This window comes from Xanthobacter luteus (assembly GCF_040049235.1).
Taxonomy (GTDB): domain Bacteria; phylum Pseudomonadota; class Alphaproteobacteria; order Rhizobiales; family Xanthobacteraceae; genus Xanthobacter.
Genome location: NZ_JBDZDO010000001.1, coordinates 114724 through 135681, shown reverse-complemented (window position 1 = coordinate 135681; position 20958 = coordinate 114724). Strand labels below are relative to the sequence as shown.

The window sequence follows — 20958 nt, the reverse complement described above, 5'->3', positions numbered from 1 at the left end:
CGTCCCCTCATGGCGCGGCATGGCAAACCATGCCGAAATTGTATTTAGCGTCACGACCATATCAGGAATAGGTCTTTCTCCGCAGGCGGTCCACCGACGGACCCTTCGAGCGGAGTGTTTCGATGTTCTTTCTCAATCCGGTGGAGCGGCTGGTCGCCGAAGTTCACTATCAGCTTCCGGACAAGTGGCGGAAGAAGAGCCGGACGGCCTGGTCCGACCCCAACCGCGCCAATGCCCAGGTGGACAGCTTTCTCGAAGGCCCGTCTTTCGATCGGGATGGAAATCTCTACTTCGTCGACATCCCCTTCGGCCGCGTCTTCAAGCTCGCGCCGGACGGAAACTGCGACCTGGTGTGCCAGTACGACGGCTGGCCGAACGGGCTGAAGATCCACAAGGACGGGCGCATCTTCATCTGCGACTACAAAGCCGGCCTGATCCTGCTCGACGCGAAGCGCGGCGTGGTCGAGCCGCTGCTGGCCTCGCGCAACAGCGAGGCCTGGAAGGGGCTGAACGACCTCGTCTTCGCCGCCGACGGCACGCTCTATTTCACCGACCAGGGCCAGACCGGCATGCACGACCCGACCGGGCGCCTGTTCCGGCTCGACCCGAACGGCAAGCTCGACATGCTGCTTGGCACCATCCCGAGCCCCAACGGCCTCGCGCTCAACATGAAGGAGAACCGCCTGTTCCTGTCCGTCACGCGGCAGAACGCGGTGTGGCGCTGCCCGATCATGACCGACGGGACCATGTCGAAGGTCGGCACCTACATCCAGCTCTCGGGCGGCCATGGCGGTCCGGACGGCATGGCGCTCGACGAGGAGGACGCGGTGATCGTCTGCCAGCTCGGCGTCGGCGTGTGGCGCTTTGATTCCGATGGCATGCCGACCCACCTCATCACCGGGCGGGTGGGCCATCATCTCACCAACGTCGCCTATGGCGGCAAGGACAACAAGACGCTGTTCATCACCGAGGCGGACACCGGCACCATCCTCAAGGTGGACATGCCGGTCGCCGGCAAGATGATGTATTCCCACGCCTGAGCGCGGGCCCGGTTCTCAACGGGTGGCGGGAAGCTCCCGCCACCTCGTCCTTCTCTTGCGACGAAGCCAGCCCCATGATCGTTTCCGTCAATCCGTACACCGCCCAGGAAATCGCGCGCTTCCAGGAGCAGTCCGACGCGCAGATCGATGACGCCCTCACCCGGGCGGTGAAGGCCCAGAAGGCCTGGCGCACGACCTCGTTCGCCGCGCGCGCGCAACTCGTGCGCGCGATCGGGTCGGTGCTGCGCGCGCGCAAGTCCGCGTTCGGCCGCCTCATCACCGCGGAAATGGGCAAGCCGATCGCCGAGGCCGAGGCGGAAGTCGAGAAGTGCGCGCTGAACTGCGATTTCTACGCCGCGCACGCCGAGGCGTTCCTGGCCGACGACGTGATCGCCTCGAGCGCCACCGACAGCCGCGTGGTGTTCGATCCGCTCGGCGTCGTGCTCGCGGTGATGCCGTGGAACTACCCGTTCTGGCAGTATTTCCGCTTCGCCGCCCCGGCCTTCATGGCCGGCAACGGTGCGGTGCTGAAGCATGCCAACAACGTGCCGCAATGCGCCCAGGCGATCGCCGACATCGTCGCGGAAGCCGGCGCGCCGGCCGGCCTGCACCAGACCCTGTTCATCCCAGCCTCCAAGGTCGAGCGGCTGATCCACGACGAGCGCATCGCCGCGGTCACGCTGACCGGCTCGACCGACGTGGGCGCCATCGTCGCGGCCCATGCGGGCAGGGCGCTGAAGAAGCAGGTGCTGGAGCTCGGCGGCTCCGACCCCTTCATCGTGCTCGCCGATGCCGATGTCGCCGCGGCCGCGGAGGTGGCCGTGAAGGCGCGCTTCATCAATGTCGGGCAGAGCTGCGTCAACGCCAAGCGATTCATCGTCGAGGACACCGTCGCCGACGCATTCGTCGATGCGTTCTGCGCCAATGTCGCCAAGCTGAAGATCGGCGATCCCATGGAGCCGGGCACCAATATCGGCCCGATGGCCCGCGCCGATTTGCGCGCGACGCTGCACGATCAGGTGGAGCGCTCCGTCGCGGCGGGCGCCACCCTGCGCGCGGGCGGCGCCTTCGTCGAAGGGCCCGGCTTCACCTATGCGCCGACCGTTCTCGATCATGTCAGGCCCGGAATGGCCGCCTTCGCGGAGGAGACGTTCGGCCCCGCCGCCGCGATCATCCGCGTCGGCTCGCCGGACGAGGCGATCGCGCACGCCAACGACACCGAGTTCGGCCTCGGCGCCGCGCTCTGGACCGGCGACACGCAGAAGGCCGCGGCCTATGCGCGGCAGATCGATGCCGGCGCGGTCTTCATCAACGGCATGGTGGCCTCCGACCCGCGGCTTCCCTTCGGCGGCATCAAGCGCTCCGGCTACGGCCGCGAACTCGGCTCCTACGGCATCCGCGAGTTCACCAACACCAAGACGGTGTGGACCGGCCCGATCCGGTAGGCCGGCAGACCGGCATCGCCCGGTCGCCCGCCTGGCAGGGGTGCCGTCTGCCGATGGCACCGCTGGCGAGCTGGCCTGGAAGCCAAAGCCGTCGCCGGAATTCGCGCCGGCGACGGTGCCGCGTTCCGCCACGGCCGGACAGGCCATGGTGAGGCTTCCGCAGAGATGGGCTGCGACCGGCGGCCGGGGCTTCGGTCGCTTCGTCCCGGCGCGCCCGTCGACCGGGCCCACGGGACCTCGGGGCGCTGGCCACGAGGCGTTGGTGAAGCGCCATGACATCGGCCTCACCCGCCGTGGGCAACCCTGTCCATCGGCAAGCTGGCGTCGCGGCGACGCCCGTTCGCGGCCAGCGACCGCCGTGGTTCGGCCCGCTGCCGTCGGCAGGCTCGGCACGGAACGGCCGTTGATTTCGGGCAGCGCAAAAAAAAAAATCGATCACCGCTGCGCGACGGTTGAATTCATGCGCGGCTCTTTGCCCTTTGGTCGATCAACACCGCCTGCTGCCATCGGCTTGGCTTCTTGTCAGCCCGATGAATGCAACCGGCCCAGCAGCAGGGGCGCTTCTTCCCCTCCAGCAGTTCCTCGCAGGTCCGCGCAACGCGACGTTGGCGTGTCGCCGGTTGCTTCGCGTCTTCGATCCAGCAGATGAACTCGTTGCGCCCCAGTGGCGTCAGGCTTTCCCACAACGCCAACACATTCGAATCCGATCCAACGGCGGCTTGAAGATCGTCACCTGCCAAGTGGACGGTACCATGAGCAAAAGGTCTCACCCCAACACCTCCGACGGTCCACCCGTCAATTCGGCCTTCCAGGACGCCGCCTGATGGCTTCCCTGTCAAGCGTGACAATGGAAAGGCAAAATGTCTGTGACCGGGCCCAATCCCCGGGCAACTCTTGCGCGGCGGTCCGCACGGGCCATCTGAGCCCTAGGGTCCGGACTCAATTGAGCCAATAGGCGCATGTTGCGGCGATGAGGACTGCGGAGAGGTAGTTTCGGGCGAGCTTGTCGTATCTTGTGGCGATACGCCGGAAATCCTTGAGCCTGCACCACATGCGCTCGACGCGGTTGCGCTGCTTGTAGGCGTTGGTGTGGTAGGGGATCGGAGCCTTGCGGGAGGCGGTTGAGGGGATGACGGCCTCGGTGCCGCGCTCGGCGAGGCGTCTGCGCAGGTGGTCGGCGTCATAGCCCTTGTCTGCAATCAGACGGCGGAAGGGGCCTGCCGCCTGGATCAGGGCCTCGGCCATGCTGATGTCGTTGATGTTGCCGGGACTGAGCAGCAGTACGCGCGGCCTGCCCCGTTCATCAACCAAACCGTGCACCTTGGTTGTGCGTCCGCCGCGCGAGCGGCCTATGGCTTGAGCGAAGGCCCCCCTTTTGCGCCCGCCGCCGAGCGGTGCGCCTTGACATGGGTGGCATCGATGGCCGCCCCATCGAAGATGCCGCTATGGCCGGTCAGGGCCTCGAACATCTTCAGCCACAAGCCCTGACGGCTCCAGCGGTTGAAGCGATTGTAGACCGTCGTGTACGGCCCGAATTCCGGCGGGCAATCCCGCCAGCGTGCTCCGCTCTTCAGCATATGGACGATGCCGGAGATCACCCGGCGGTCGTCCACGCGATGGGCGCCCTTGCGCCCTCGCGGCAGAAGCGGCTCGATCCGAGCCCACTCCTCATCGCTCAGCCACTGAACCCGTTTCGCCATCCCAAGGCTCCTTCCTGGAGCCTTGAATCAGCAATTCAATGTCCGCGCCACTGTTTATTGAGTACGGACCCTAGGCCGGATCTCGGCGTCCGCCAGATCTGGCAAGTGCACGCCTGCGGCAGCCCGGCGCGCTGGCGCCGGCAGGGGCGAGCCGTCCCAATCATGTCTCACCTGGATCTCGCGAGCGAGACGTGGGGACATGCGCGCGCCCCCTTAGTGCCAGGGCCACTCCGGCCAACGTCAGCGCCAGCGCTCCGCCTTCGCGGAGCCCGAACGGGTCGCCGAGCATCGCCGCCGCTGCAAGCGTGCCGAGCAGCGGAACCAGCAGCATCGCGATGGTGGCGGTGCTGCTGGGCAGCCGGCGCAATGCGGCGAACCAGCTGAGATAGCAAACGCCCATCGGCACGAGCGTCATGTAGGCAAGGCTGGCTGCGGCCGCGCCTGTCAGGGCATCCAGCCGCGGATGCTCGAACAGCAGGCCGAGCACGATCATTGGAGCGCAGCCGACGCCGACCACCCACGCCGTCTGCGCAAGCGGCGGGAGCGGCAGTGGCTTGCGGTTCACGACCGTGCCCCAGGCGAACAGAAGGGCCGCCGCCAGGGCGAATGCGACGCCGAGAAGCTGATCCCTGCCGGACGCGCCGTTCTGGCCGCTCAAGAGCAGGATGACGCCGGCCAGTGCCAAGGCGAGCGCCACCAGGGAGCGCCGGCCTGGCCGCTCGCCTCGCAGCGGCCATGCCAGCAGCATTGCCCACACCGGCATCGAGTAGACCAGCAATGCCGCCTCGGCGACGCTGATCCAGTTCAGGCTCAAAGTCGCGAACCCCATCCATGCGAAAACGCTGGTGAACGCCGCCAAGAGCACCTGCGGCCAAGCGCCCGCCGGAACGCGCAGGCTCTCTCCTCGGTTGACCGCCAGCAGGCCCAACAGGATGGAAGCCGTCACGCCCGCCACGCCCCGCGAGAACAGCGCCGGCCAAACGGGCAGCAGGAACTTTATCGTCGGCCAGTTCAGCGCCCAACCGGCTGCCGTGACGAGCAGGAATGCGATGCCCCACAGTCGGGCTCGATCCATTTTTCAGTTCTTTCGGGAGGGGGATGGGGATCCGCCGGTGGGGCCGGCTGCGACCCCTAGGGATACGAACCGCTCTCGCGCGAGGCTTTCGGGCGGCAGTGGACCATACTCCGCGCCTCATGTCTTGGCGCGCAGCGCAACGTCGGCGGTCCGGGTGGAGCAAGGCCCCACCGTCTTCTTCGAGGGCAGCCCGCACCTTGCGGGTCCTCATGGCGCCGCTGGGGACCGGCCCGGCCCCGCGCGCCTCCATGTGCGCGATGGTGCTCGCGCTCCCGACTTCGACCGGCGGGGTCGGTCCACGGGAAAGGCGTTCGAGACCATCGCGCTTCCCCCGGCGCCGCGAGTTGCCGCGTTCGGTGAACGGAGAGCGGCGATGGCCGGCGCGGAGACGGGCCCGACCGCGCTGCGATAAGCCGGTCCATCGCCCCGGGGCCGCGGCAGGGTCACGGCCGGCGCGGTAGATCGGGCGCGGTGTTGGCGGGCGGATTGCGTTGCAGGTCGGCGATCAGGGCTTGCATCTGATCAATCTCCCGCTCCTGCGCCCCGATGATGCGATCCGCCAGAACCCGCACCCTGGGATCACGGATACGCGCCCGCGAGCTCGTCAGGATCGCGATGGAATGATGCGGGATCATGGCCTTCATGTAGGACACGTCGCCCACCGTCGCCTGGCTCCGCACGAGCCAGAGCGCTCCGGCAAAAACCGCCACGGCGCAGGCCATAATGGCGATGTTCGCCGGCCCGTTCTTGGACATCGACCACATGAATCCGAGCATGATAATTGTCATCACGCCGCCCATGACAAATGCCATCCACATGCGGGTCTGGCTGAAGAAAACGTGGTCGAGGGTGTAGGTATTAAGATACATGAGGCCGAACATTACGACCGTTGACGTGGCGATCATTGCCGCGAACCGTCCATAGCTCATCGTCGCCGTCCCTTAGCCAAGAACCACTGGAGAGTAACGAAGCTGTGCCACAATCGTTTCGCTCGGCACGGAGCGGCCCGCCGACAGCGCCGATCCTTCCGCCATGAGCGATCGAAGCCCGGGACGAAGTCCGATCGAGGCCTCCTTGCGGTTGCCAGCCACAGCGGCTGTCGGAACCGCGGGCAGCCAAACCGAGGGCCCCGCCTGACGCTGCCCCGCGCCCGCCGCCGGCCAGGTGGAGACCCTCGGGCGCGGGATGCACGCTTGGAAAGCTGGCGGCTTGCCGGCACACGAACGGACCGTCAAAGTGGCGGCCATGGCGCCGTCTGCCGGAGCCGGACCGAAAGTCCTCTGACTCGCGAGTGCACCATGAGCGGCGACGTAGTCACCCCATACTCTCGCAAGGTCGACCTTGTCGACGTCTGCGCGGACCTGATGGTCGACGAGGCGGACGCGGTCCTCGACGAATCCGATGTCCGGGCGGTCGTCCGCCTGCTCGGCGACGTCATCGTCGCGCGGCAGGACTTTGCAAGCGCCAAGCGGCAGCTCATGGAGGGCATCTGCGCCATCATCGGCGCCGATGCCTGGACATGGAGCCTGGGCTGCCGGGCCGAGCCGGGCGAGCAACCGGTGTATCTCGGCATCGCCTATGGCGGCTTTGATGAGGAGCGTTATGCCCGGCTGCTGCTTGCGGCAGCCCACCCCGACATGGCGTGGACCTCAGAAAAACTGCTCGGAGAGATGCGGCAACGAAACGCGCACGTCACCCGTCTGCGCGAGCATATCGTCGACGAACCCGCATTCGTCGCCTCCGGAGTCGATCAACATCTGCGGGATGCCGACATCGGCCCCTTCATCTTCTCCTTGCGGCCCATAGACGACCGCGCCGTCAGCACCATCAGTCTCTTCCGCCGCCGGGACGTGCGGCCTTTCTCCGCGCGGGAGGCGCGGATCACCCACGTCCTGCTCAGCGAACTGCCGTGGCTGCACGAGGTCGGATGGCCGTTGGACCGCGGTGTCAGCGTGCCGCGCCTGTCCCCAAGACTGCGCCTCGTTCTTAATCTTCTGCTCGACGGTCGCTGCCGGAAAGAGATGGCCAGCAGTCTTTCCCTCTCCGAATACACGGTTGCGCAATACCAGCGAGCGGTTTACCGGCACTTTGACGTCCATTCGCACGCCACGCTGCTGAGCCGTTTCCGGATGGGCGACGGCGGCGACCGCCAGGCGGCGCCGGCGCACCTGCCGGGCAAGGGCGCAGCGTAGAGGGCGATATCCCTCAAATGTGGGAATAGCTGGACACCCGGGCGGCCGATATACCCGCTGCGTCTGTCGTTGCGCGTGCGCCATCCCGTTCGGAGCCGAGTGATCCCGTATGAAGCCGTCACGGCGAGACTTTGTGACCTGGGTCGCAGGCAGCGGAATCACACTGGCCATGGCGCGTCTCAACCCGCTCGGGGCGACGACGTTCGAGGCGCGTGAGACGTTTCCGGGCAGCCCGGCGGCCGCGCAGGCGGGCGGGCGCATCGACGCCTTCGCCAAGGTCACGGGCGCCAAGCTCTACGCATCCGATCTTCGCGCGGCGGACATGGAAGGATGGCCCGCCGACACGGCGCACGCGCTGCTGCTGCGCACGGCGGACGCCACGCACCTCTTTACCGGGCTCGATCTGTCGGCGCTCGATGCGGCGGCCAGGCCAGCCCGTGTGGTGACGGCGGAGGACCTGGCAAAGGGCGGCATCCGCGTGCCGCCATTCTATGCCGGGGACCTTCTGTGCCCCGCTGGCACGACACCCCTCTATCTCGGGCAGCCGCTGGCCCTGCTGCTGTTCCAGTCGTTCGACGCCTATGACCGGGCGCGGGTGGTCCTGCGGAAGGCCAGTCCCGCCCGGTTCGGCGCCGAGACGGGGCCGGTCAAGCAGCCGAACTATGCCGCCCTGCGCTTCACCCGCGTCGCGGGCGCGGCGCCCGGCGATCCCGACGTCTACTCGCCCCTGCTGGAGGGCTGGATCAGTCCCGGTTTCTTCGAAGCCGGCGGGCGGCCCGTCTGGATCCCCTTGCCGACGGCGGAAGGCGGGGAATACAAGAAGGGCGCCACCCATGGGGAGCAGATCCGCGCGGACATCGCGTCCGCGGGCCCCTCGACGCTGGTGCTCGACCGCAGCTTTCGCACGCAGTCCGTGGATCCGATGTTCCTCGAGCCGGAGGGCGGCCTCGCATGGTTCGACGCGGACGCCAAGGCCCTGCAGCTGGTGCTCGGCGTGCAATCGCCTTTGGAGGCGAGCGAAGCCCTGGACCACCTGCTCGGGGCGGCGGCGCCCGCTTTGCGGCCGAGCCGGATCGAGAGCCATTTCGCCTATCTCGGCGGCGGGTTCGGGGGCCGCGACCACACGCCCTTTCCGCTCTATCTGGCTTTGGCCGCCATGTTCCTGCCGGGCCGCCCGGTTCGGCTCGCGCAGGACCGGTTCCAGCAGTTCCAGGGCGGCATCAAGCGCCACGCCTTCGAAATCCGCTCGCAGATCGCGGTGGACCGTCCCAGCGGCATGATCCAGGCCTTCGCCGCCGATCACGTGCTCGACGGCGGAGGACTTGCCAACTACTCGGCCAGTGTCGCCGTGGTCTCCGCCACCTCGGCCATCGGCATCTACGACGTGCCAAAGGTCGACGTCACCACGGTCGCGGAGCACACCCGCGCGGTGACGGCCGGATCAATGCGCGGTTACGGCGTGCTCCAGACTAATGTTGCGCTGGAGACGCTGGTGGACGAGGCGGCCGAGGCGCTGGGCCTTGACGCCGTCGCCTTCCGACGGCGCAACCTGCTGAAGGCCGGCGCGCTCACCATGACCGGCAATCCCTGGACCGTCTCGGTCCGCACGCCGGAAATCCTCGACAAGCTGGAGCGCCACGCGATCTGGCGCGACCGGGCCGCGGCGCGTGCGGGCGCCGCGGCCGGCACGCTCGTGGGCACCGGCCTTGCCGTGTGCGCGAAGGACTACGGCACCGGCGCCGACTGCTCGCTCGGCCGTGTCGAGGTGGATCCGACCGGCCGCGTCCGCATCGTCTGCGACGTGGTGGAGATGGGCAACGGTGTCGGCACCGCCGTGGCGGAGCGGGTGGCGCGCTTTCTGGGGCGCAGGGCGGACGAGGTGTCGCTGGCGCGCATCGATGCCTTCGACGCGCTGGGGCTCGTGACCTCGGCTGATCCCTACACCCTGACGCAGGCGGAACAGGACGCCGCCGCCCGCAATCCGCGCTGGGTGCCGGCGGTCAGCTCGGCCACCAGCGCATCCATCGGTGCCCATGTGGGAACGCAGGCGGCGGCGGAGGCGGCGCGGATCGTCCTGCGCTTCGGATTGTGGCCCGCCGCGCTCGCCCTGTGGAACATCCGGCAGGACGATCCCCGCCGCTTTCTCTGGGAGCGAGCGTTCTGGCAGGACGGGATGCTGATCCTCTCCGGCCTGCCGCCGCTAGCCCAGGAAAAGGTGGCCGCACAAGCCCACGCCATGGGCGCGCTGACCGGGGCCATGGCGCATGCGTTCTCGCGCTGGGCATGGGCGCAGGCGGCGTTTCCCCTGGAGGGGTTCGAGTGGGCCGCCGACATCGATGCCCTTGCCGTGCGCCGGGGCGGCGGACGATTCCAGGCGCTCGACCGCAGCTTCGTCGCCTTCCCGCCGGCGAACTACAACCGCATTGGGACCTCCTTCACGTCCAGCTGCGGCACGCTCGTGCGGGTGACGATCGACCGGACCACGGGCGCGATCCGGATCGCCCGCGCCTACAGCGTCCTTGAATGCGGCGAGGCGCTCGTTCCCGAGGTGGTGCGCGGCCAGGCACAGGGCGGCTTCGCCATGGGCGTGGGATTTGCGCTGCTGGAGAATCTCCCGCCCTTCGAGGACGGGCCGGGCAACGGACGCTGGAATCTCGGGGACTATCTGGTGGCGCGCGCCTCGGACCTGCCGGTCCACGCGCTCGAGGTCGAGGTGCTGCCGCCGGTGGCGCCGAACGAGCCGCCGAAGGGGATGGCGGAAGTCGTCATGATCCCCGTCGTCCCCGCCATTCTCAACGCCATCCATGACGCCACCGGCCATCGGGTCCGGGCCTTGCCGGTCTTGCCTGAAGACCTCCGGCGCGTGCTGTGAAAGGGAGCCCCGTGGCCACCATCACCCTGTCCGTCAACGGCCGCGCCCATGGCCCCCTCGCGGTCCGCGAGGATCTGACGATGAACGACTTCCTGCGGGAGGTCCTGGGCATGACGGGCACCAAGTTCGGCTGCGGTGCCGCCCAGTGCCTGAGCTGCGCGATCATCGTGGATCATCCGGACGGGACCAGCGCCACCATGCCCACCTGCATCGTCCCGGCGACGGCCTTCGACGGGCGCAAGGTGCGCACCGTGGAAGGTCATGCCAAGGATGGGCGGCTGACCACGCTGCAACAGAGCTTCGTTGCCCATTTCGCCTTTCAATGCGGCTACTGCACCCCCGGATTCCTCAACGAGGGCCAAGTGCTGCTGGAGCGGCTGGAGCGGGCGCCCATTCCCCGCGCGGACCTGGAACGCGTGATATCGGAGGCGCTCGACGGCCATCTCTGCCGCTGCTCGGGCTATGTGAAGTACCATGAGGCGGTGCGCGACGTCGTGCTCGCCGAGCCCGGCCGGTATCTCGCATGAGCGGACCATGCGCATCCCGGTCGTGGTCCGGGACACTCTTCCTGGCCGGGTCGGTCGCCGGCCTCCTGGCGGCGGCGGGCATCGCCTTCGCCGCGGACAGCGGTACCCTGGCGCCGCCTGAGGCCTTCGCCGCCATCACCGATCCCGCCCAGCGCTCGGTCGCCTATTTCAACGAACTGAGCAAGGTGCTGACGCACCCGCGCTGCACCAACTGCCATCCGGCCACCAGCCGCCCCCGCCAGGGGGACGGCGCGCGGCCGCACCAGCCCCCGGTGTTCCGCGGCGAGGACGGCTTCGGCACGGCCAGCATGCGCTGCGGGTCCTGCCACGGCGCGGCCAATTTCGATCCGGCCGGCGTGCCCGGGCATGCGCTCTGGCACCTCGCGCCGGCGGAGATGGCCTGGGAGGGCAAGACGCAGGCCCAGATCTGCGCCCAGATCAGCGATCCCGAACGCAATGGCCGACGTTCGCTCGCGGACCTCGTGGCCCATATCGGCGACGACTCGCTCGTGGGGTGGGCCTGGGCTCCCGGAGGCAATCGGACGCCCGCGCCGGGCAGCCAGAAGCAGGCCAAGGCTCTTGTGGAGGCTTGGGTGGCAACGGGCGCGGTCTGTCCGAAATGAAAAGAACGGAACGATGGAGGAGAACAGGATGAAATCCGCAATCCTTGGGCTGGTGGCCGTCGCCCTGGCCGCCGCCGCGCCTGCCGCGACCCGGGCGGCCGAACTGCCGGACTATCTGAAGCCGATCTCCGGTCCGCCGCGGTCGCCCAGCGCGGCCGACATCGCGACCCGCGACGTGCTCCAGCTCAACGTCTCCATGTTCTCGCTCTATGAGAATGCCGGACAGGTGTTCCGCAAGAACATCCTCGACCAGCACCCGATGATCCTGGCCCTGTTCTCGGGCGCCGGCGGGCGCATGATCCTTTACCGGCCCGGAAAGCCGACGCTGGACGCAGCTCCCGTGCCCAGGTCCTATCAGGTCATGAAATCGCTGGGGCACAGCGCCATGGCCGTTTCGGAGGTGGTGCTGCCCTATGTGGACAATCCGGGCGACACGTCCTGGATCGCGCCCATGCGGGCCTACCTGACCGAGATGAAGAGCGCCCTGGGCGGGATCGCCGCCGCGGAAATGCCCGACGCATGGCGGCCGAATTCGCGCGCCATTCTGGAGAACAACATCGCCTTCATGGAGGAGTGTCTGTCGAAGGGCGTCATCACGCTCGCCTCCGTGCAGGCGTTCGGCAAGACGCAGGCGCCGGTGCTGCGCAAGGCCGTCGCCTGGGCAGCCGAGACGCAGGTCAATCACTGGATGGCGGTGCTCGACCAGTGGAAGACGGAGCTTGGCGGCAGCTTCGACAGCGTCTACGGCGCCAGCAACACCATCTATGTGGCGCGCCAGAACAACGTGCTCTTCAGCGTCTTGGCGCAGTATTTCGGCCCCAAGGCGATCAATGAGCGCCTGTTCCTCATCGAGACAGTGTCCTTCACCACCACGCCGGACGACATACTGACCGCCGCGGTGCGCATCATCTCCGACCGCTCGGTGGGCGGTCTGTTCTTCAACAATTACCGTCTGATGGACTATGAGCTCATGGGTGGCGACGCCAGAAAGGCCATCATTGCCGGGATGAAGGCGCGCGGCCAGGAGCCGGTCCTGCCTCCCGCTGTTCCCTTCGGCTCGGGCCAGTGGCCCGCGCTGATCTCCGGCGGATCGGGCCCGGCATCGCTCGACGATCTTCTGTGACGAGCGCCGACGGGCGGGACACGGCAGCCCGCCCGGGCTCCTCCCTCGAGGGGCGGTCATGCGCGCTCGGACCTCGACCCTCCTCGCCGCCTTCCTCGCGCCCGCGCCGCAGGCCGCGGCCGGCGGACCGGACTGGATCATTGGCCTGCCGCGCCGGGACATCCCGCGCAAATCGTGGCCCGGCGGGCGGACGGTCGCTGTCGCCTTCGCCCCTTATGTGGACGTGAGGGGCCCGGACACGGCCCGCCTTTCCGGCCGGACATGAGCGGGCGTTCGCCGGACCGCGGGCGACCGGCAAGGGAGCCCGGTGTACGCGCTAGCTCTCCGACCCGTGCTGCCCGGCCGGCGCCGAGGGATCGATCGACCCGACTTGGCGATAAGGAGGACGACCTCTCGGCACGCGGCGAACCCGAGGCTCCAACTCCACCATGGACGTCACCGGATCGGCACCGGCAATGGAGCGCTGACGGTTTGCGCCGGAACTCAGCCGGCGATGCGGAAGGCGATCACCGGCAGGTCGTCCATCTGCAGCGTCTCGGCCTTCACCGGCACCTGCCCCCGCTCGAACAGGGCGCGCAGGGACTGCGGCCGGGCCTCGACGCCAAGGATGATGGCCTGCACGATCGGCCCCTCCCGGAGGCGGAGATGGCCGTAGACATAGGGGGCGATGGTCTCGAAACGGGGATGGCAGGCGGGGGTGATGTTGTGCGTCGCATAAAGCAGCGTCGCTTCCCCGCTCAGTTCGACGCCCTCGACCTCCCAGCTGCCGCAATGCTCGCAGCATCCGGTCGGCGGGAAGGTCAGCTTGCCGCACGAGCGGCAGCTCACCGCCCGGAACACGTTCTGCGCCAGTCCTTCATAATACCAGCGAATGGCGCTTGGCTGCGCGGCGACATCCTGCATGTCACAGTCCTCCCAGAACGACCACGGTGCCGATCATGGCGTAGCCGTGGGTGTGGACGACGGAAATCTCCGGCGGGTTCGGGATCTGCCGGGCACCGGCCTTGCCGCGCATCTGCAGCACGGCCTCGTAGGTGTCGCTGCCGGCGCTGGCGCCCCAGGCATGGCCGAAGGCATGGCGGCCGCCATGGGTCGACATGGGCCGGTCGCCGTCGAAGCGCAGCCGCCCAGCGCGGGCCGCGTCGAGGCCGCCGCCCGGCGGCAGGTAGCCGATCGTCTCCGCCGTGCACAGGCCGGAGATATGCGAGCAGTCATGGGTGTGCAGATAGTCGATGTCGGCCGGCCCGATCGCGGCCATGCCGAAGGCGGCGTCGATGGCCCGGCGGTCGAATTCCCAATAAGTGGGGTCCTCGCCGTACCAGGGCAGATCGCTGTAGCTGATGCCGAAGCCCTTGAACTCCACGGGCTGCGACTTGCCGCCCCTGGCGAGATCGGCGCGCGTCAGCACCATGGCGGAGGCGCCGTCGGCGGTGGTCACCAGGCTGAGCAGGCGCGAGGGCCAGGCGACGAACGGGTTGTGCTCGTCCGAGCGCCAGTAGTCGAAGGCATCGGTAAAGCCCTTGTCCGCCGCCCGCTTCTCCAGCGTTTCCTGGATGTTGGCCTTCGGGTTCAGCGAGCCGTGCAGGCGCCGGGTGCGGCACAGCTCGAACATGCCGCGATCGTAATCCTCGATGGAGATGCCGTATTTGCGGCAGTAGCCGAGCGCGACCAGCCCGTTATAGGTCGAGAAGATGTCGTAGCCCTGCGGCACGCCATAGGCCTGGTTGACCGCCATGTCGGTCCACAGCCAGGTCTGCTGATGGGAAATGGGCTCGCGCTCATAGGGGCTGAACCCCTTGACCTTGGTCCGGGTGGTCTCCAGCCCGTACACCAGTGCGGTGTCATAGACCCCGGCGGCGATCGACATGGCCGCCATGGAGGCGCCCACATTGGTGGTCGAGCACTGGGCCTCGAAGTGAACGCCGGCCTTGAACTGGGTGCCGGTCCATTTTGACAGCTGCGAATAGGTGCCCGGCACCTGCGAGCTGTGCACCATGGCGTTGCCGGCGAACACCGCATCGACGTCCTGGCCGGTGAGCCCGGCGTCGTCCAGCGCCTCCTTGACCGCTTGGGCGGTCAGTTCCTGGATGCTGAGGCCCTTGAGCTCCGGTGTCTCCAGCAGATCGCCGAACCGCGAACAGCCGACGCCGGAGATGGCCACGCGCTCCCTAAGCTTGCTTTCCCTCATGGCGGAGGTCCTTTCGTTCGCCCGCAGGACGCACCCGCAGGGGCGCCGAGCTGTTGGGGATCCGGCGCACGCGGTGTGGCGCACCGGTTCCTCCGGCCCGCCGGAATGGGACGCCTTTCGCGCCGACACGGTGTTGATGGGGATCAAGGGAAGCCGATAATTCTGTCCCTCACGACGCGCCCAATCCCCCGGCCCGGCCGGAGGCTGCAAGGTCTGAAAGGGGGAGCCCTGTCCCGCACGACGGCGGCCAAATTCGCCCCTGCGGCGCGCGCGGTCTCTCCGGTGAAGTTGCCCGGCCTGGACAGGGGAGGGGAACAAGTGGTGCAACCGGTTGCACCGCTCTTGGCCGATCAAGGTGATGCCCGTCCCGGACTAATGGTCGGCCACCAGTTCCGACTGAAGCGTCATCGCCGTCCTCTGCAACGCCGGCGCACGGTGTCGGATGGCCTCCACCGAATGACGGATGGTTGGAGAATGCATGGACACGGTCGCGCACACGCGATCTGCCGGATCGAAGATCGGCACCGCGAGCCCGACCAGTCCTGCTAGGAAGCCTTCGTCGTCCACCGCGCAGCCACTCGCGCGAACGTCCTTCAGTTCTTCCTCGATCTGGGCGGGATCTATGACCGTCTTGTCGGTCACGCGACGGAGCGGGGCCGAATAGAGAAATCGCCGTCGCCGGTAGGCGGGCATATGGGCGAGAAAGACCATGCCGCTGGCACCGCAATGGATCGGCACACGCGAGCCCGGCTGCAGATGGGTGCGCAGGGGCCACTGAGATTCGACGCGGTCGATATAGACCACCTCGTTCCCGTCGAGGACCGTTGCAGGTCTCCTTGACCTCGGCCACCAACGCCTCGAGCAAGCGTCGCATGGACACCTTGAGCTTGTCAGAATGGATATCGGTGGCCGCGGTGTTCGCGGCAGCGGGCCTGCTGCGCGGCTTCACCGGCTTCGGCTTCGCCTTGGTGGCGGTGCCGTTCGGGGCGTTGTGGCTCCCGCCCGACATCATCATCCCGGTGGTCTTCCTGCTTCACGTCTATATCGGGCTGTTCGAAGTGCCGCGCGTCGCGCGATCCTGCCGCGCCGGCGCCCTCATCTGGGTGATGGCGGGCGCGGCTGCCGGCACGCCTATCGGCGTGCTCGCGCTGGTGGTCATGCCCGCGCGCGCTGTCCATCTCGTGATCGGCGCCATCGTGGTCGTGTCCCTAGTGCCGCTGCTGCTCCAGCCGGCCAGGCGACACTTGCCCGCCGGGGGCAGGGGGCGGCGGCGGGATTCCTGGCGGGAATCTTCAACGGCATGGCCGCAATGCCTGGTCCGCCGGCGATCTATTATTTCATGCGCGGCCGGTTCACCCATGCCGAGGCGCGCGCTTCCCGCATCATTTTCTTCTTTTCCACCTCGGTGTGCGCGGTTGCCGCGACGCTTTTCGTGGGCCTGCTTCGCCGGGAGGAGATTGTGATATCCCTCGGGGCGTTTCCGATAATCGCTGCCTCCGCCTGGATCGGCGCGCGATTGTTCGCCCGCTACGGCGGACACAGCTATCGGCAGGTCAGCATCCTGTGCCTGGCAGGGGCGGCCATTGCGGCCTTCGCGAAGGCTCTGGCGTGGCGCGGCCTTGCACGGCGCGCGACGGATCGCGTGCGGCCGGGCGCGCCGCGCGGACCTCGCAGTCCAGCGCGGGGCGCTCAAGCCGCGAGCCAGCGGGCGACATCGTCGGGCTTTGGAAGACCGCCCGCATGCACCACCTTGCCGTCGATGACGATGCCGGGGGTCGAGGCGATGCCATAGCCGGCGATCGCCGCATAGTCGGTGACCTTTTCCACCGTGACGTCGAGCCCGAGCTTGGCCGCCGCGTCCCGCACCATCTGCGCCGTTGCCTCGCAGCGGGCGCAGCCGGGGCCGAGCACCTTCACGTCTTTCATGGCCTTCGCCTTTCTTATTCAGGAAAACAGTGCGTTGAACAGGAAACCCACGGCGAGGATACCGGTGGCCACCACGCCGATGAACACGGCGATCAGCTTCAGGCTCAGCACTTTGCGCAGGATGATCATTTCCGGAAGGGACAAGGCGATCACCGCCATCATGAAGGCGAGCACGGTGCCCAGCGCCGCCCCCTTGGCCAGCAGGGCCTCCACCACCGGAATGATGCCCGCGGCGTTGGAATACATGGGAATGCCCAGCAGAACCGCAGCCGGAACCGACCACCACGCATCCCGCCCCATGATGGAGGCCAGAAGGTCTGCCGGTACGTAGCCGTGGATGAAGGCGCCCGCCGCAATGCCGGCGATGATCCACATCCACACCTTGCCGACGATGTCCCGCACCGCTTCGAGGCCGGCCTTGATGCGATCCACCAGCGTCATGCCGTTCGGCGGCAGCTCGACCGGAGCGGCGCGCACGTTGCGCACCCAGTCTTCCAGCCAGCCCTCCAGATGCAGCCGCCCGATGACCCAGCCGGCGACGATGGCCACCGCAAGGCCGAAGGCCAGATAGGTGAGCGCCACCTTCCAGCCGACCAGCGCGAACAGCAGGCCCAGCGCCACCTCGTTGACCATGGGCGCGGCGATGAGGAAGGAAAACGTCACGCCGAGGGGGACGCCGGCGGAGACGAAGCCGACGAACAGCGGCACCGCCGAGCAGGAGCAGAAGGGAGTCACGATCCCGAGGCCGGCCGCCGCGATGTTGCCGAGCCCCTCGCGCTTTCCGGCGAGCAGCGCACGGGTGCGCTCGGCGGAAAAGAAGCTGCGCACCACGCCCATGGCGAACACCACCAGCGTCAGCAGCATCAGCACCTTGGGCGTATCGTAGATGAAGAACGTGACCGCTTCGGCCAGATGGCTGCCGGGCTCCACCGGCAGGCGGGCCACCAGCCATTGGGAGAACGGCGCGAGCTGGGCATAGACCACGAACCACAGGGCGATCGCGGCGAGCGTTGCCGCCCCCCAGGCCAGAGGCGAGGTCGCCCGCGGCGGCTTGCGCTCGGTCAATGACAGCTCGGCGCTCATGCGGCTCTCCTGTTCAACGACACGTCCAGGCTGGCGAGGACTGCATCGACGACGGTGGCCTGCGCGGCCGGCAATTCGGGATTGCGACGGTAGCGCACCCATTGGGCGTCCCGCCGGTCCACCACCACGCCGGCCTGCTTGAGCACCGCCATATGGCGCGACATGCGGGACTGGGTGACACCGAGGACGCGCACGAGCTCGCACACGCAATGCTCGCGCCCATCCCACAGGAGGCGGACCGCCGCGAGGCGGGTGGGCTCGGCCAGGGCCGACAGAAAGGTAAGGGCAGTCTCCATGGCCCCTACTTACGCTCATGCGCATATGCGTGCAAGCGCATTATTGATCGGGTCTCCCGCCCGCTGCGCGGCGAGGCCGGCCAGGGGCGAGGACGGTGTCGGGTGTGCCCGCCCGCCGCTGTGGCGCGGGGGAGGGGACCCCGGACGCCGCGCCCAGCATCACGATTGGGGCATCGGGCGTGGATCGATGCGGCAGAAGGCGCAGGTGCGCCTAAGATGCGCGGGCTCAACCCCGGTTCAGGCCGGAAGGGCGGACGTGTCCGCCCGCAAGAAGGGAGAGCGTCATGAAGATCAAGTCTGTCTCCGTTACGCGCGTGGCCGCGTTTGCGCTGGTCGCGGCGCTGGTGTCGGCGGTGCCGGCGAGCGCCCAGATGGGGGGTGGGCCGGGCCAGGGTCCGGGCATGATGGGTCAGGGTGCGGGTTATATGGGTCCCGGCCAGGGCGGCTGGGGTCCCGGGTTCCATCGCTCGGCCCGGGGCATGATGGGCGGCTGCGGGGGCTGGATGACGGGTGATGCCGACGGCCAGCTCCCCGCCTTCGTCGAGGGGCGCGTGGCCTTCCTGAAGGCCGAGCTCGGCGTCACCGATGCCCAGGCCAAGCCATGGGACGCCTTTGTGGCGGCCATGAAGAACAATTTCGTGAGCATGCAGGGCCTGCGCCAGGCCATGCGCGCCAGCTTTGACGCCGACACGCCGGTGGAGCGCCTGGAGTCCCGCATCGCGGTGATGGAAGCCCGCGCCGCCGCTCTCAAGGACATGAAGCAGCCGCTCAGCGACCTCTACGCCGCGTTCAGCGATGGCCAGAAGAAGAAGGCTAACGAACTGCTCACCGGCATGGGATGCATGATGTGAGCGTGACGGGGCGGGCCTCGCCGACCCGGGCGTAGGCCCGCTGCCCGTGACGTACTTTGTCGCCGCCGGCCGGTCTCGTCGGACCTGCTTCGTCAGGCCCGCACGTGCGAGCCTCGACCTTCTCTTTCAATGTCCGGCCTGGCCATTGTGTCTGCCGGCTTTTGCGATTGCCCTGGGAGCGAAAGCCCCCGATGGCTTGCGACGAGCGAGGCTGGAAAACCAGAAGGCCGATGTGCGGGCCCGGCCCGCATGCGCTTAGAATCGCGTGTGCCGGCAGGTATCTAAATCCGCCGTCCTGGGGCGGCGGTCGCGTCCCTTCTGTCCGGCGACACGTCGGATCGGCTGGAGGCGCCATGTCGCGCCGGCTGGGCGAATGCGGCCGCCGGAGCGACGCGCTCGACGAAGATCTCGCCATATGCGGGCAGAACCGTCATGCTGTTCATCCCCATTGGGCTTGCCTCCAGGCCGCCATTGCCGCGGAACGCCCACGCCTCCATCCGCCGAGGGTGCCGGAGGCTTCGAGGGCGTTCTGCCGTCGCTCCACCGGGCTCTGGCGATCGCAGACAGGTTTCTCGAACAACTTTCGCGCGATAGGGATGCCCCTCGGCCCGAAGCAAAGGCACAGCGAGAGCACAAATGAAGGTTCTCCTGATCGGGGGCACCCGGTTTATTGGCGCGCACGTCGCACGGCGCCTGCACGACATGGGAGCGGAAATCGTTGCCTTTCATCGCGGCTCCAGCAGCAATCCCATCCTTCCAGACATTGAACATGTGTTGGACCCGAAAGCCGAATATCCGGTGACGGATTTTCCCGATCGCCTGCAGCGCGATTGGGATGTCGTGGTCCACATGGTGGCGATGGGGAAAGCGGATGGCGAGGCTGCCGTTCGCGCGTTCCGGGGCCGGACAGGGCGATTGGTCCTCGTCTCAAGCTGCGATGTCTATCGGGCCTATGGCCGCCTGACGAAGATGGAGCCTGGATCACCCGATCCCGTCCCCCTGAAGGAGGACGCTCCGCTCCGCTCGGTTCTTTATCCCTACCGGGGAATGGAAGCCCAGCTCGGCGCGTTCGCCCATGAGTATGACAAGGTCCTGGCCGAGCAGGCCGTGCGAAGCGCCGCCGATCTCGACTGGACAATCTTGCGTCTGCCCAAGGTTTACGGGCCGCAGGACAACGCCGACCTTGCGACCGTTTACGGCTTCGCGGACGCGCCCGAATGGCGATGGACGCACGGTTATGTCGAGAATGTCGCCGCCGGGATTGCCACCGCGACAACGCATTCGGCCGCGCGCAATGCGATTTTCAATGTCGGGGAAGCGGTAACCCCGACCATGGGGGAAAGGCTCGCCCTCTTGCCTGAGCGGCCCGGCGGATGGCCGCAACTTCCCCACTTCGACTACGGTCAGCCGCTCGTTCTGGACACCAGGAGGATTCGCCGAGAGTTGGGCCATGTCGATGTGATCGACGAAAGCTCAGCCATGATGGAACTGGCAGCGCGACATGCCTTCGGACCGGGGAACGCGGGCGCCTGAGCGGCCGCGCCCGAGCAAGGCCCGCCCCGGTTGACGACGCCGGCGGTCGCCAACGGAGGGCAATCGGCGGGAACCGGCTTTGCGCCGAAATGGCGGAAGGGGTGGGATTCGAACCCACGGTGGGCGTGAACCCACGGCGGTTTTCAAGACCGCTGCCTTAAACCACTCGGCCACCCTTCCACGCCCGCGGCACGCGGCGCCGGACACCGCTCATACCCCATGCCTTCCCCCGCCGTCGAGGCTCGATGGGACCGGCGGAAGGGCAGGCGGGGCCGGGGCGTCCAACCCATCTCCGCGCGCCGCCCCAGCGCCACGGCGCGGGCCATGCCGCCCCGAGCCCCAAGCCGGGCGCGGCCACACCGCGCACGCCGCGCCACGGGGCAGGCTCGCCGATCTTGGGCGCGGAGAGAGAGCGACGCGTAGGGCCGAGCGGGGAAAGTGGGCCAGAAACAGGCGGGTGCGGCGCACCGCGAGACCGTGCGCA

The 20958-nt window shown here is 68.0% G+C and carries 18 protein-coding genes, 1 tRNA gene and 2 pseudogenes; 10 read left to right on the top strand and 11 right to left on the bottom strand.

Annotated elements, in window-relative coordinates; translation table 11 throughout:
* The first annotated feature begins 122 nt into the window (after nt 1-122).
* Nucleotides 123-1040: an SMP-30/gluconolactonase/LRE family protein gene (locus ABLE88_RS00740; RefSeq protein WP_348829432.1), complete on the top strand. Its 918-nt coding sequence runs from the start codon at nt 123-125 to the stop codon at nt 1038-1040.
* 74 nt (nt 1041-1114) lie between these two features.
* Complete coding sequence (locus tag ABLE88_RS00735) at nt 1115-2485, top strand: NAD-dependent succinate-semialdehyde dehydrogenase (protein ID WP_348829431.1); 1371 nt, start codon at nt 1115-1117, stop codon at nt 2483-2485.
* Between the two features lie 458 nt (nt 2486-2943).
* Here ABLE88_RS00735 and ABLE88_RS00730 read toward each other — a convergent pair whose 3' ends face one another.
* The 4 genes and pseudogenes from ABLE88_RS00730 to ABLE88_RS00715 all read right to left on the bottom strand — a co-directional run bounded on the left by ABLE88_RS00730 (nt 2944) and on the right by ABLE88_RS00715 (nt 6189).
* Nucleotides 2944-3225 (bottom strand): YdeI/OmpD-associated family protein, encoded by a 282-nt coding sequence (locus ABLE88_RS00730; RefSeq protein WP_348829430.1) that lies wholly within the window; start codon nt 3223-3225, stop codon nt 2944-2946.
* Nucleotides 3226-3424: 199 nt separating this feature from the next.
* Nucleotides 3425-4185, bottom strand: a pseudogene (locus ABLE88_RS00725) (IS5 family transposase).
* A gap of 160 nt (nt 4186-4345) precedes the next feature.
* Nucleotides 4346-5260, bottom strand: coding sequence for a DMT family transporter (locus ABLE88_RS00720; RefSeq protein ID WP_348829429.1), 915 nt, complete (start codon nt 5258-5260; stop codon nt 4346-4348).
* Nucleotides 5261-5703: 443 nt separating this feature from the next.
* Complete coding sequence (locus ABLE88_RS00715; RefSeq protein WP_348829428.1) at nt 5704-6189, bottom strand: DUF305 domain-containing protein; 486 nt, start codon at nt 6187-6189, stop codon at nt 5704-5706.
* A gap of 369 nt (nt 6190-6558) precedes the next feature.
* On the opposite strand from ABLE88_RS00715, the gene ABLE88_RS00710 reads away from it, so the two are divergent.
* From ABLE88_RS00710 to ABLE88_RS00690, 5 genes are all read left to right on the top strand, one after another.
* Nucleotides 6559-7452, top strand: a complete 894-nt coding sequence (locus ABLE88_RS00710; protein ID WP_348829427.1) for a helix-turn-helix transcriptional regulator — start codon at nt 6559-6561, stop codon at nt 7450-7452.
* A gap of 109 nt (nt 7453-7561) precedes the next feature.
* Entirely contained in the window at nt 7562-10324 is a 2763-nt protein-coding gene (locus tag ABLE88_RS00705) for a xanthine dehydrogenase family protein molybdopterin-binding subunit (RefSeq protein ID WP_348829426.1), read from the top strand.
* 80 nt (nt 10325-10404) lie between these two features.
* Nucleotides 10405-10851, top strand: coding sequence for a (2Fe-2S)-binding protein (locus tag ABLE88_RS00700; protein WP_510182866.1), 447 nt, complete (start codon nt 10405-10407; stop codon nt 10849-10851).
* Nucleotides 10848-11474, top strand: a complete 627-nt coding sequence (locus ABLE88_RS00695; RefSeq protein WP_348829424.1) for an Isoquinoline 1-oxidoreductase subunit — start codon at nt 10848-10850, stop codon at nt 11472-11474. Before ABLE88_RS00700 ends, ABLE88_RS00695 begins: the two co-directional genes overlap by 4 nt.
* A gap of 28 nt (nt 11475-11502) precedes the next feature.
* Complete coding sequence (locus ABLE88_RS00690; RefSeq protein ID WP_348829423.1) at nt 11503-12597, top strand: hypothetical protein; 1095 nt, start codon at nt 11503-11505, stop codon at nt 12595-12597.
* A gap of 483 nt (nt 12598-13080) precedes the next feature.
* Here the strand turns inward: ABLE88_RS00690 and ABLE88_RS00685 are convergent, their stop codons facing one another.
* From ABLE88_RS00685 to ABLE88_RS00675, 3 genes are all read right to left on the bottom strand, one after another.
* The gene (locus ABLE88_RS00685; protein WP_348829421.1) at nt 13081-13500 is read right to left on the bottom strand and encodes a Zn-ribbon domain-containing OB-fold protein; all 420 of its coding nucleotides are present in this window, start codon (nt 13498-13500) and stop codon (nt 13081-13083) included.
* 1 nt (nt 13501) lies between these two features.
* Nucleotides 13502-14785: a thiolase family protein gene (locus tag ABLE88_RS00680; protein WP_348829420.1), complete on the bottom strand. Its 1284-nt coding sequence runs from the start codon at nt 14783-14785 to the stop codon at nt 13502-13504.
* 372 nt (nt 14786-15157) lie between these two features.
* Nucleotides 15158-15679: an IclR family transcriptional regulator gene (locus tag ABLE88_RS00675; protein ID WP_510182865.1), complete on the bottom strand. Its 522-nt coding sequence runs from the start codon at nt 15677-15679 to the stop codon at nt 15158-15160.
* Here ABLE88_RS00675 and ABLE88_RS23770 point away from each other — a divergent pair.
* Nucleotides 15658-16577, top strand: a pseudogene (locus ABLE88_RS23770) (sulfite exporter TauE/SafE family protein). The gene ABLE88_RS00675 and the pseudogene ABLE88_RS23770 overlap by 22 nt on opposite strands.
* Here the strand turns inward: ABLE88_RS23770 and ABLE88_RS00665 are convergent.
* Genes ABLE88_RS00665 through ABLE88_RS00655 form a run of 3 tightly spaced genes read right to left on the bottom strand, consistent with a single transcriptional unit; the run spans nt 16475 to nt 18090 of the window.
* Nucleotides 16475-16711, bottom strand: coding sequence for a thioredoxin family protein (locus tag ABLE88_RS00665; RefSeq protein ID WP_348829416.1), 237 nt, complete (start codon nt 16709-16711; stop codon nt 16475-16477). The pseudogene ABLE88_RS23770 and the gene ABLE88_RS00665 sit on opposite strands and share 103 nt — an antisense overlap.
* An 18-nt stretch (nt 16712-16729) precedes the next feature.
* Nucleotides 16730-17794: a permease gene (locus ABLE88_RS00660; protein WP_348829415.1), complete on the bottom strand. Its 1065-nt coding sequence runs from the start codon at nt 17792-17794 to the stop codon at nt 16730-16732.
* Nucleotides 17791-18090, bottom strand: coding sequence for an ArsR/SmtB family transcription factor (locus ABLE88_RS00655; protein WP_348829414.1), 300 nt, complete (start codon nt 18088-18090; stop codon nt 17791-17793). Before ABLE88_RS00655 ends, ABLE88_RS00660 begins: the two co-directional genes overlap by 4 nt.
* A gap of 284 nt (nt 18091-18374) precedes the next feature.
* Here ABLE88_RS00655 and ABLE88_RS00650 point away from each other — a divergent pair, with 284 nt between their 5' ends.
* Nucleotides 18375-18941: a Spy/CpxP family protein refolding chaperone gene (locus ABLE88_RS00650; RefSeq protein ID WP_348829413.1), complete on the top strand. Its 567-nt coding sequence runs from the start codon at nt 18375-18377 to the stop codon at nt 18939-18941.
* 636 nt (nt 18942-19577) lie between these two features.
* Entirely contained in the window at nt 19578-20474 is an 897-nt protein-coding gene (locus ABLE88_RS00645) for an NAD-dependent epimerase/dehydratase family protein (RefSeq protein WP_348829412.1), read from the top strand.
* Nucleotides 20475-20564: 90 nt separating this feature from the next.
* On the opposite strand, the gene ABLE88_RS00640 is transcribed toward ABLE88_RS00645, so the two are convergent.
* Nucleotides 20565-20654 (bottom strand) — tRNA-Ser (locus ABLE88_RS00640).
* Nucleotides 20655-20958: the final 304 nt, after the last annotated feature.

What these genes read in the sequence shown, in the direction of transcription:
- ABLE88_RS00740 (WP_348829432.1), top strand. Translation starts at nt 123, where the DNA reads ATGTTCTTTCTCAATCCGGTGGAGCGGCTGGTCGCCGAAGTTCACTAT.
- ABLE88_RS00735 (WP_348829431.1), top strand. Translation starts at nt 1,115, where the DNA reads ATGATCGTTTCCGTCAATCCGTACACCGCCCAGGAAATCGCGCGCTTC.
- ABLE88_RS00720 (WP_348829429.1), bottom strand. Translation starts at nt 5,260, where the DNA reads ATGGATCGAGCCCGACTGTGGGGCATCGCATTCCTGCTCGTCACGGCA.
- ABLE88_RS00715 (WP_348829428.1), bottom strand. Translation starts at nt 6,189, where the DNA reads ATGAGCTATGGACGGTTCGCGGCAATGATCGCCACGTCAACGGTCGTA.
- ABLE88_RS00710 (WP_348829427.1), top strand. Translation starts at nt 6,559, where the DNA reads ATGAGCGGCGACGTAGTCACCCCATACTCTCGCAAGGTCGACCTTGTC.
- ABLE88_RS00705 (WP_348829426.1), top strand. Translation starts at nt 7,562, where the DNA reads ATGAAGCCGTCACGGCGAGACTTTGTGACCTGGGTCGCAGGCAGCGGA.
- ABLE88_RS00700 (WP_510182866.1), top strand. Translation starts at nt 10,405, where the DNA reads ATGAACGACTTCCTGCGGGAGGTCCTGGGCATGACGGGCACCAAGTTC.
- ABLE88_RS00695 (WP_348829424.1), top strand. Translation starts at nt 10,848, where the DNA reads ATGAGCGGACCATGCGCATCCCGGTCGTGGTCCGGGACACTCTTCCTG.
- ABLE88_RS00690 (WP_348829423.1), top strand. Translation starts at nt 11,503, where the DNA reads ATGAAATCCGCAATCCTTGGGCTGGTGGCCGTCGCCCTGGCCGCCGCC.
- ABLE88_RS00685 (WP_348829421.1), bottom strand. Translation starts at nt 13,500, where the DNA reads ATGCAGGATGTCGCCGCGCAGCCAAGCGCCATTCGCTGGTATTATGAA.
- ABLE88_RS00680 (WP_348829420.1), bottom strand. Translation starts at nt 14,785, where the DNA reads ATGAGGGAAAGCAAGCTTAGGGAGCGCGTGGCCATCTCCGGCGTCGGC.
- ABLE88_RS00665 (WP_348829416.1), bottom strand. Translation starts at nt 16,711, where the DNA reads ATGAAAGACGTGAAGGTGCTCGGCCCCGGCTGCGCCCGCTGCGAGGCA.
- ABLE88_RS00660 (WP_348829415.1), bottom strand. Translation starts at nt 17,794, where the DNA reads ATGAGCGCCGAGCTGTCATTGACCGAGCGCAAGCCGCCGCGGGCGACC.
- ABLE88_RS00655 (WP_348829414.1), bottom strand. Translation starts at nt 18,090, where the DNA reads ATGGAGACTGCCCTTACCTTTCTGTCGGCCCTGGCCGAGCCCACCCGC.
- ABLE88_RS00650 (WP_348829413.1), top strand. Translation starts at nt 18,375, where the DNA reads ATGAAGATCAAGTCTGTCTCCGTTACGCGCGTGGCCGCGTTTGCGCTG.
- ABLE88_RS00645 (WP_348829412.1), top strand. Translation starts at nt 19,578, where the DNA reads ATGAAGGTTCTCCTGATCGGGGGCACCCGGTTTATTGGCGCGCACGTC.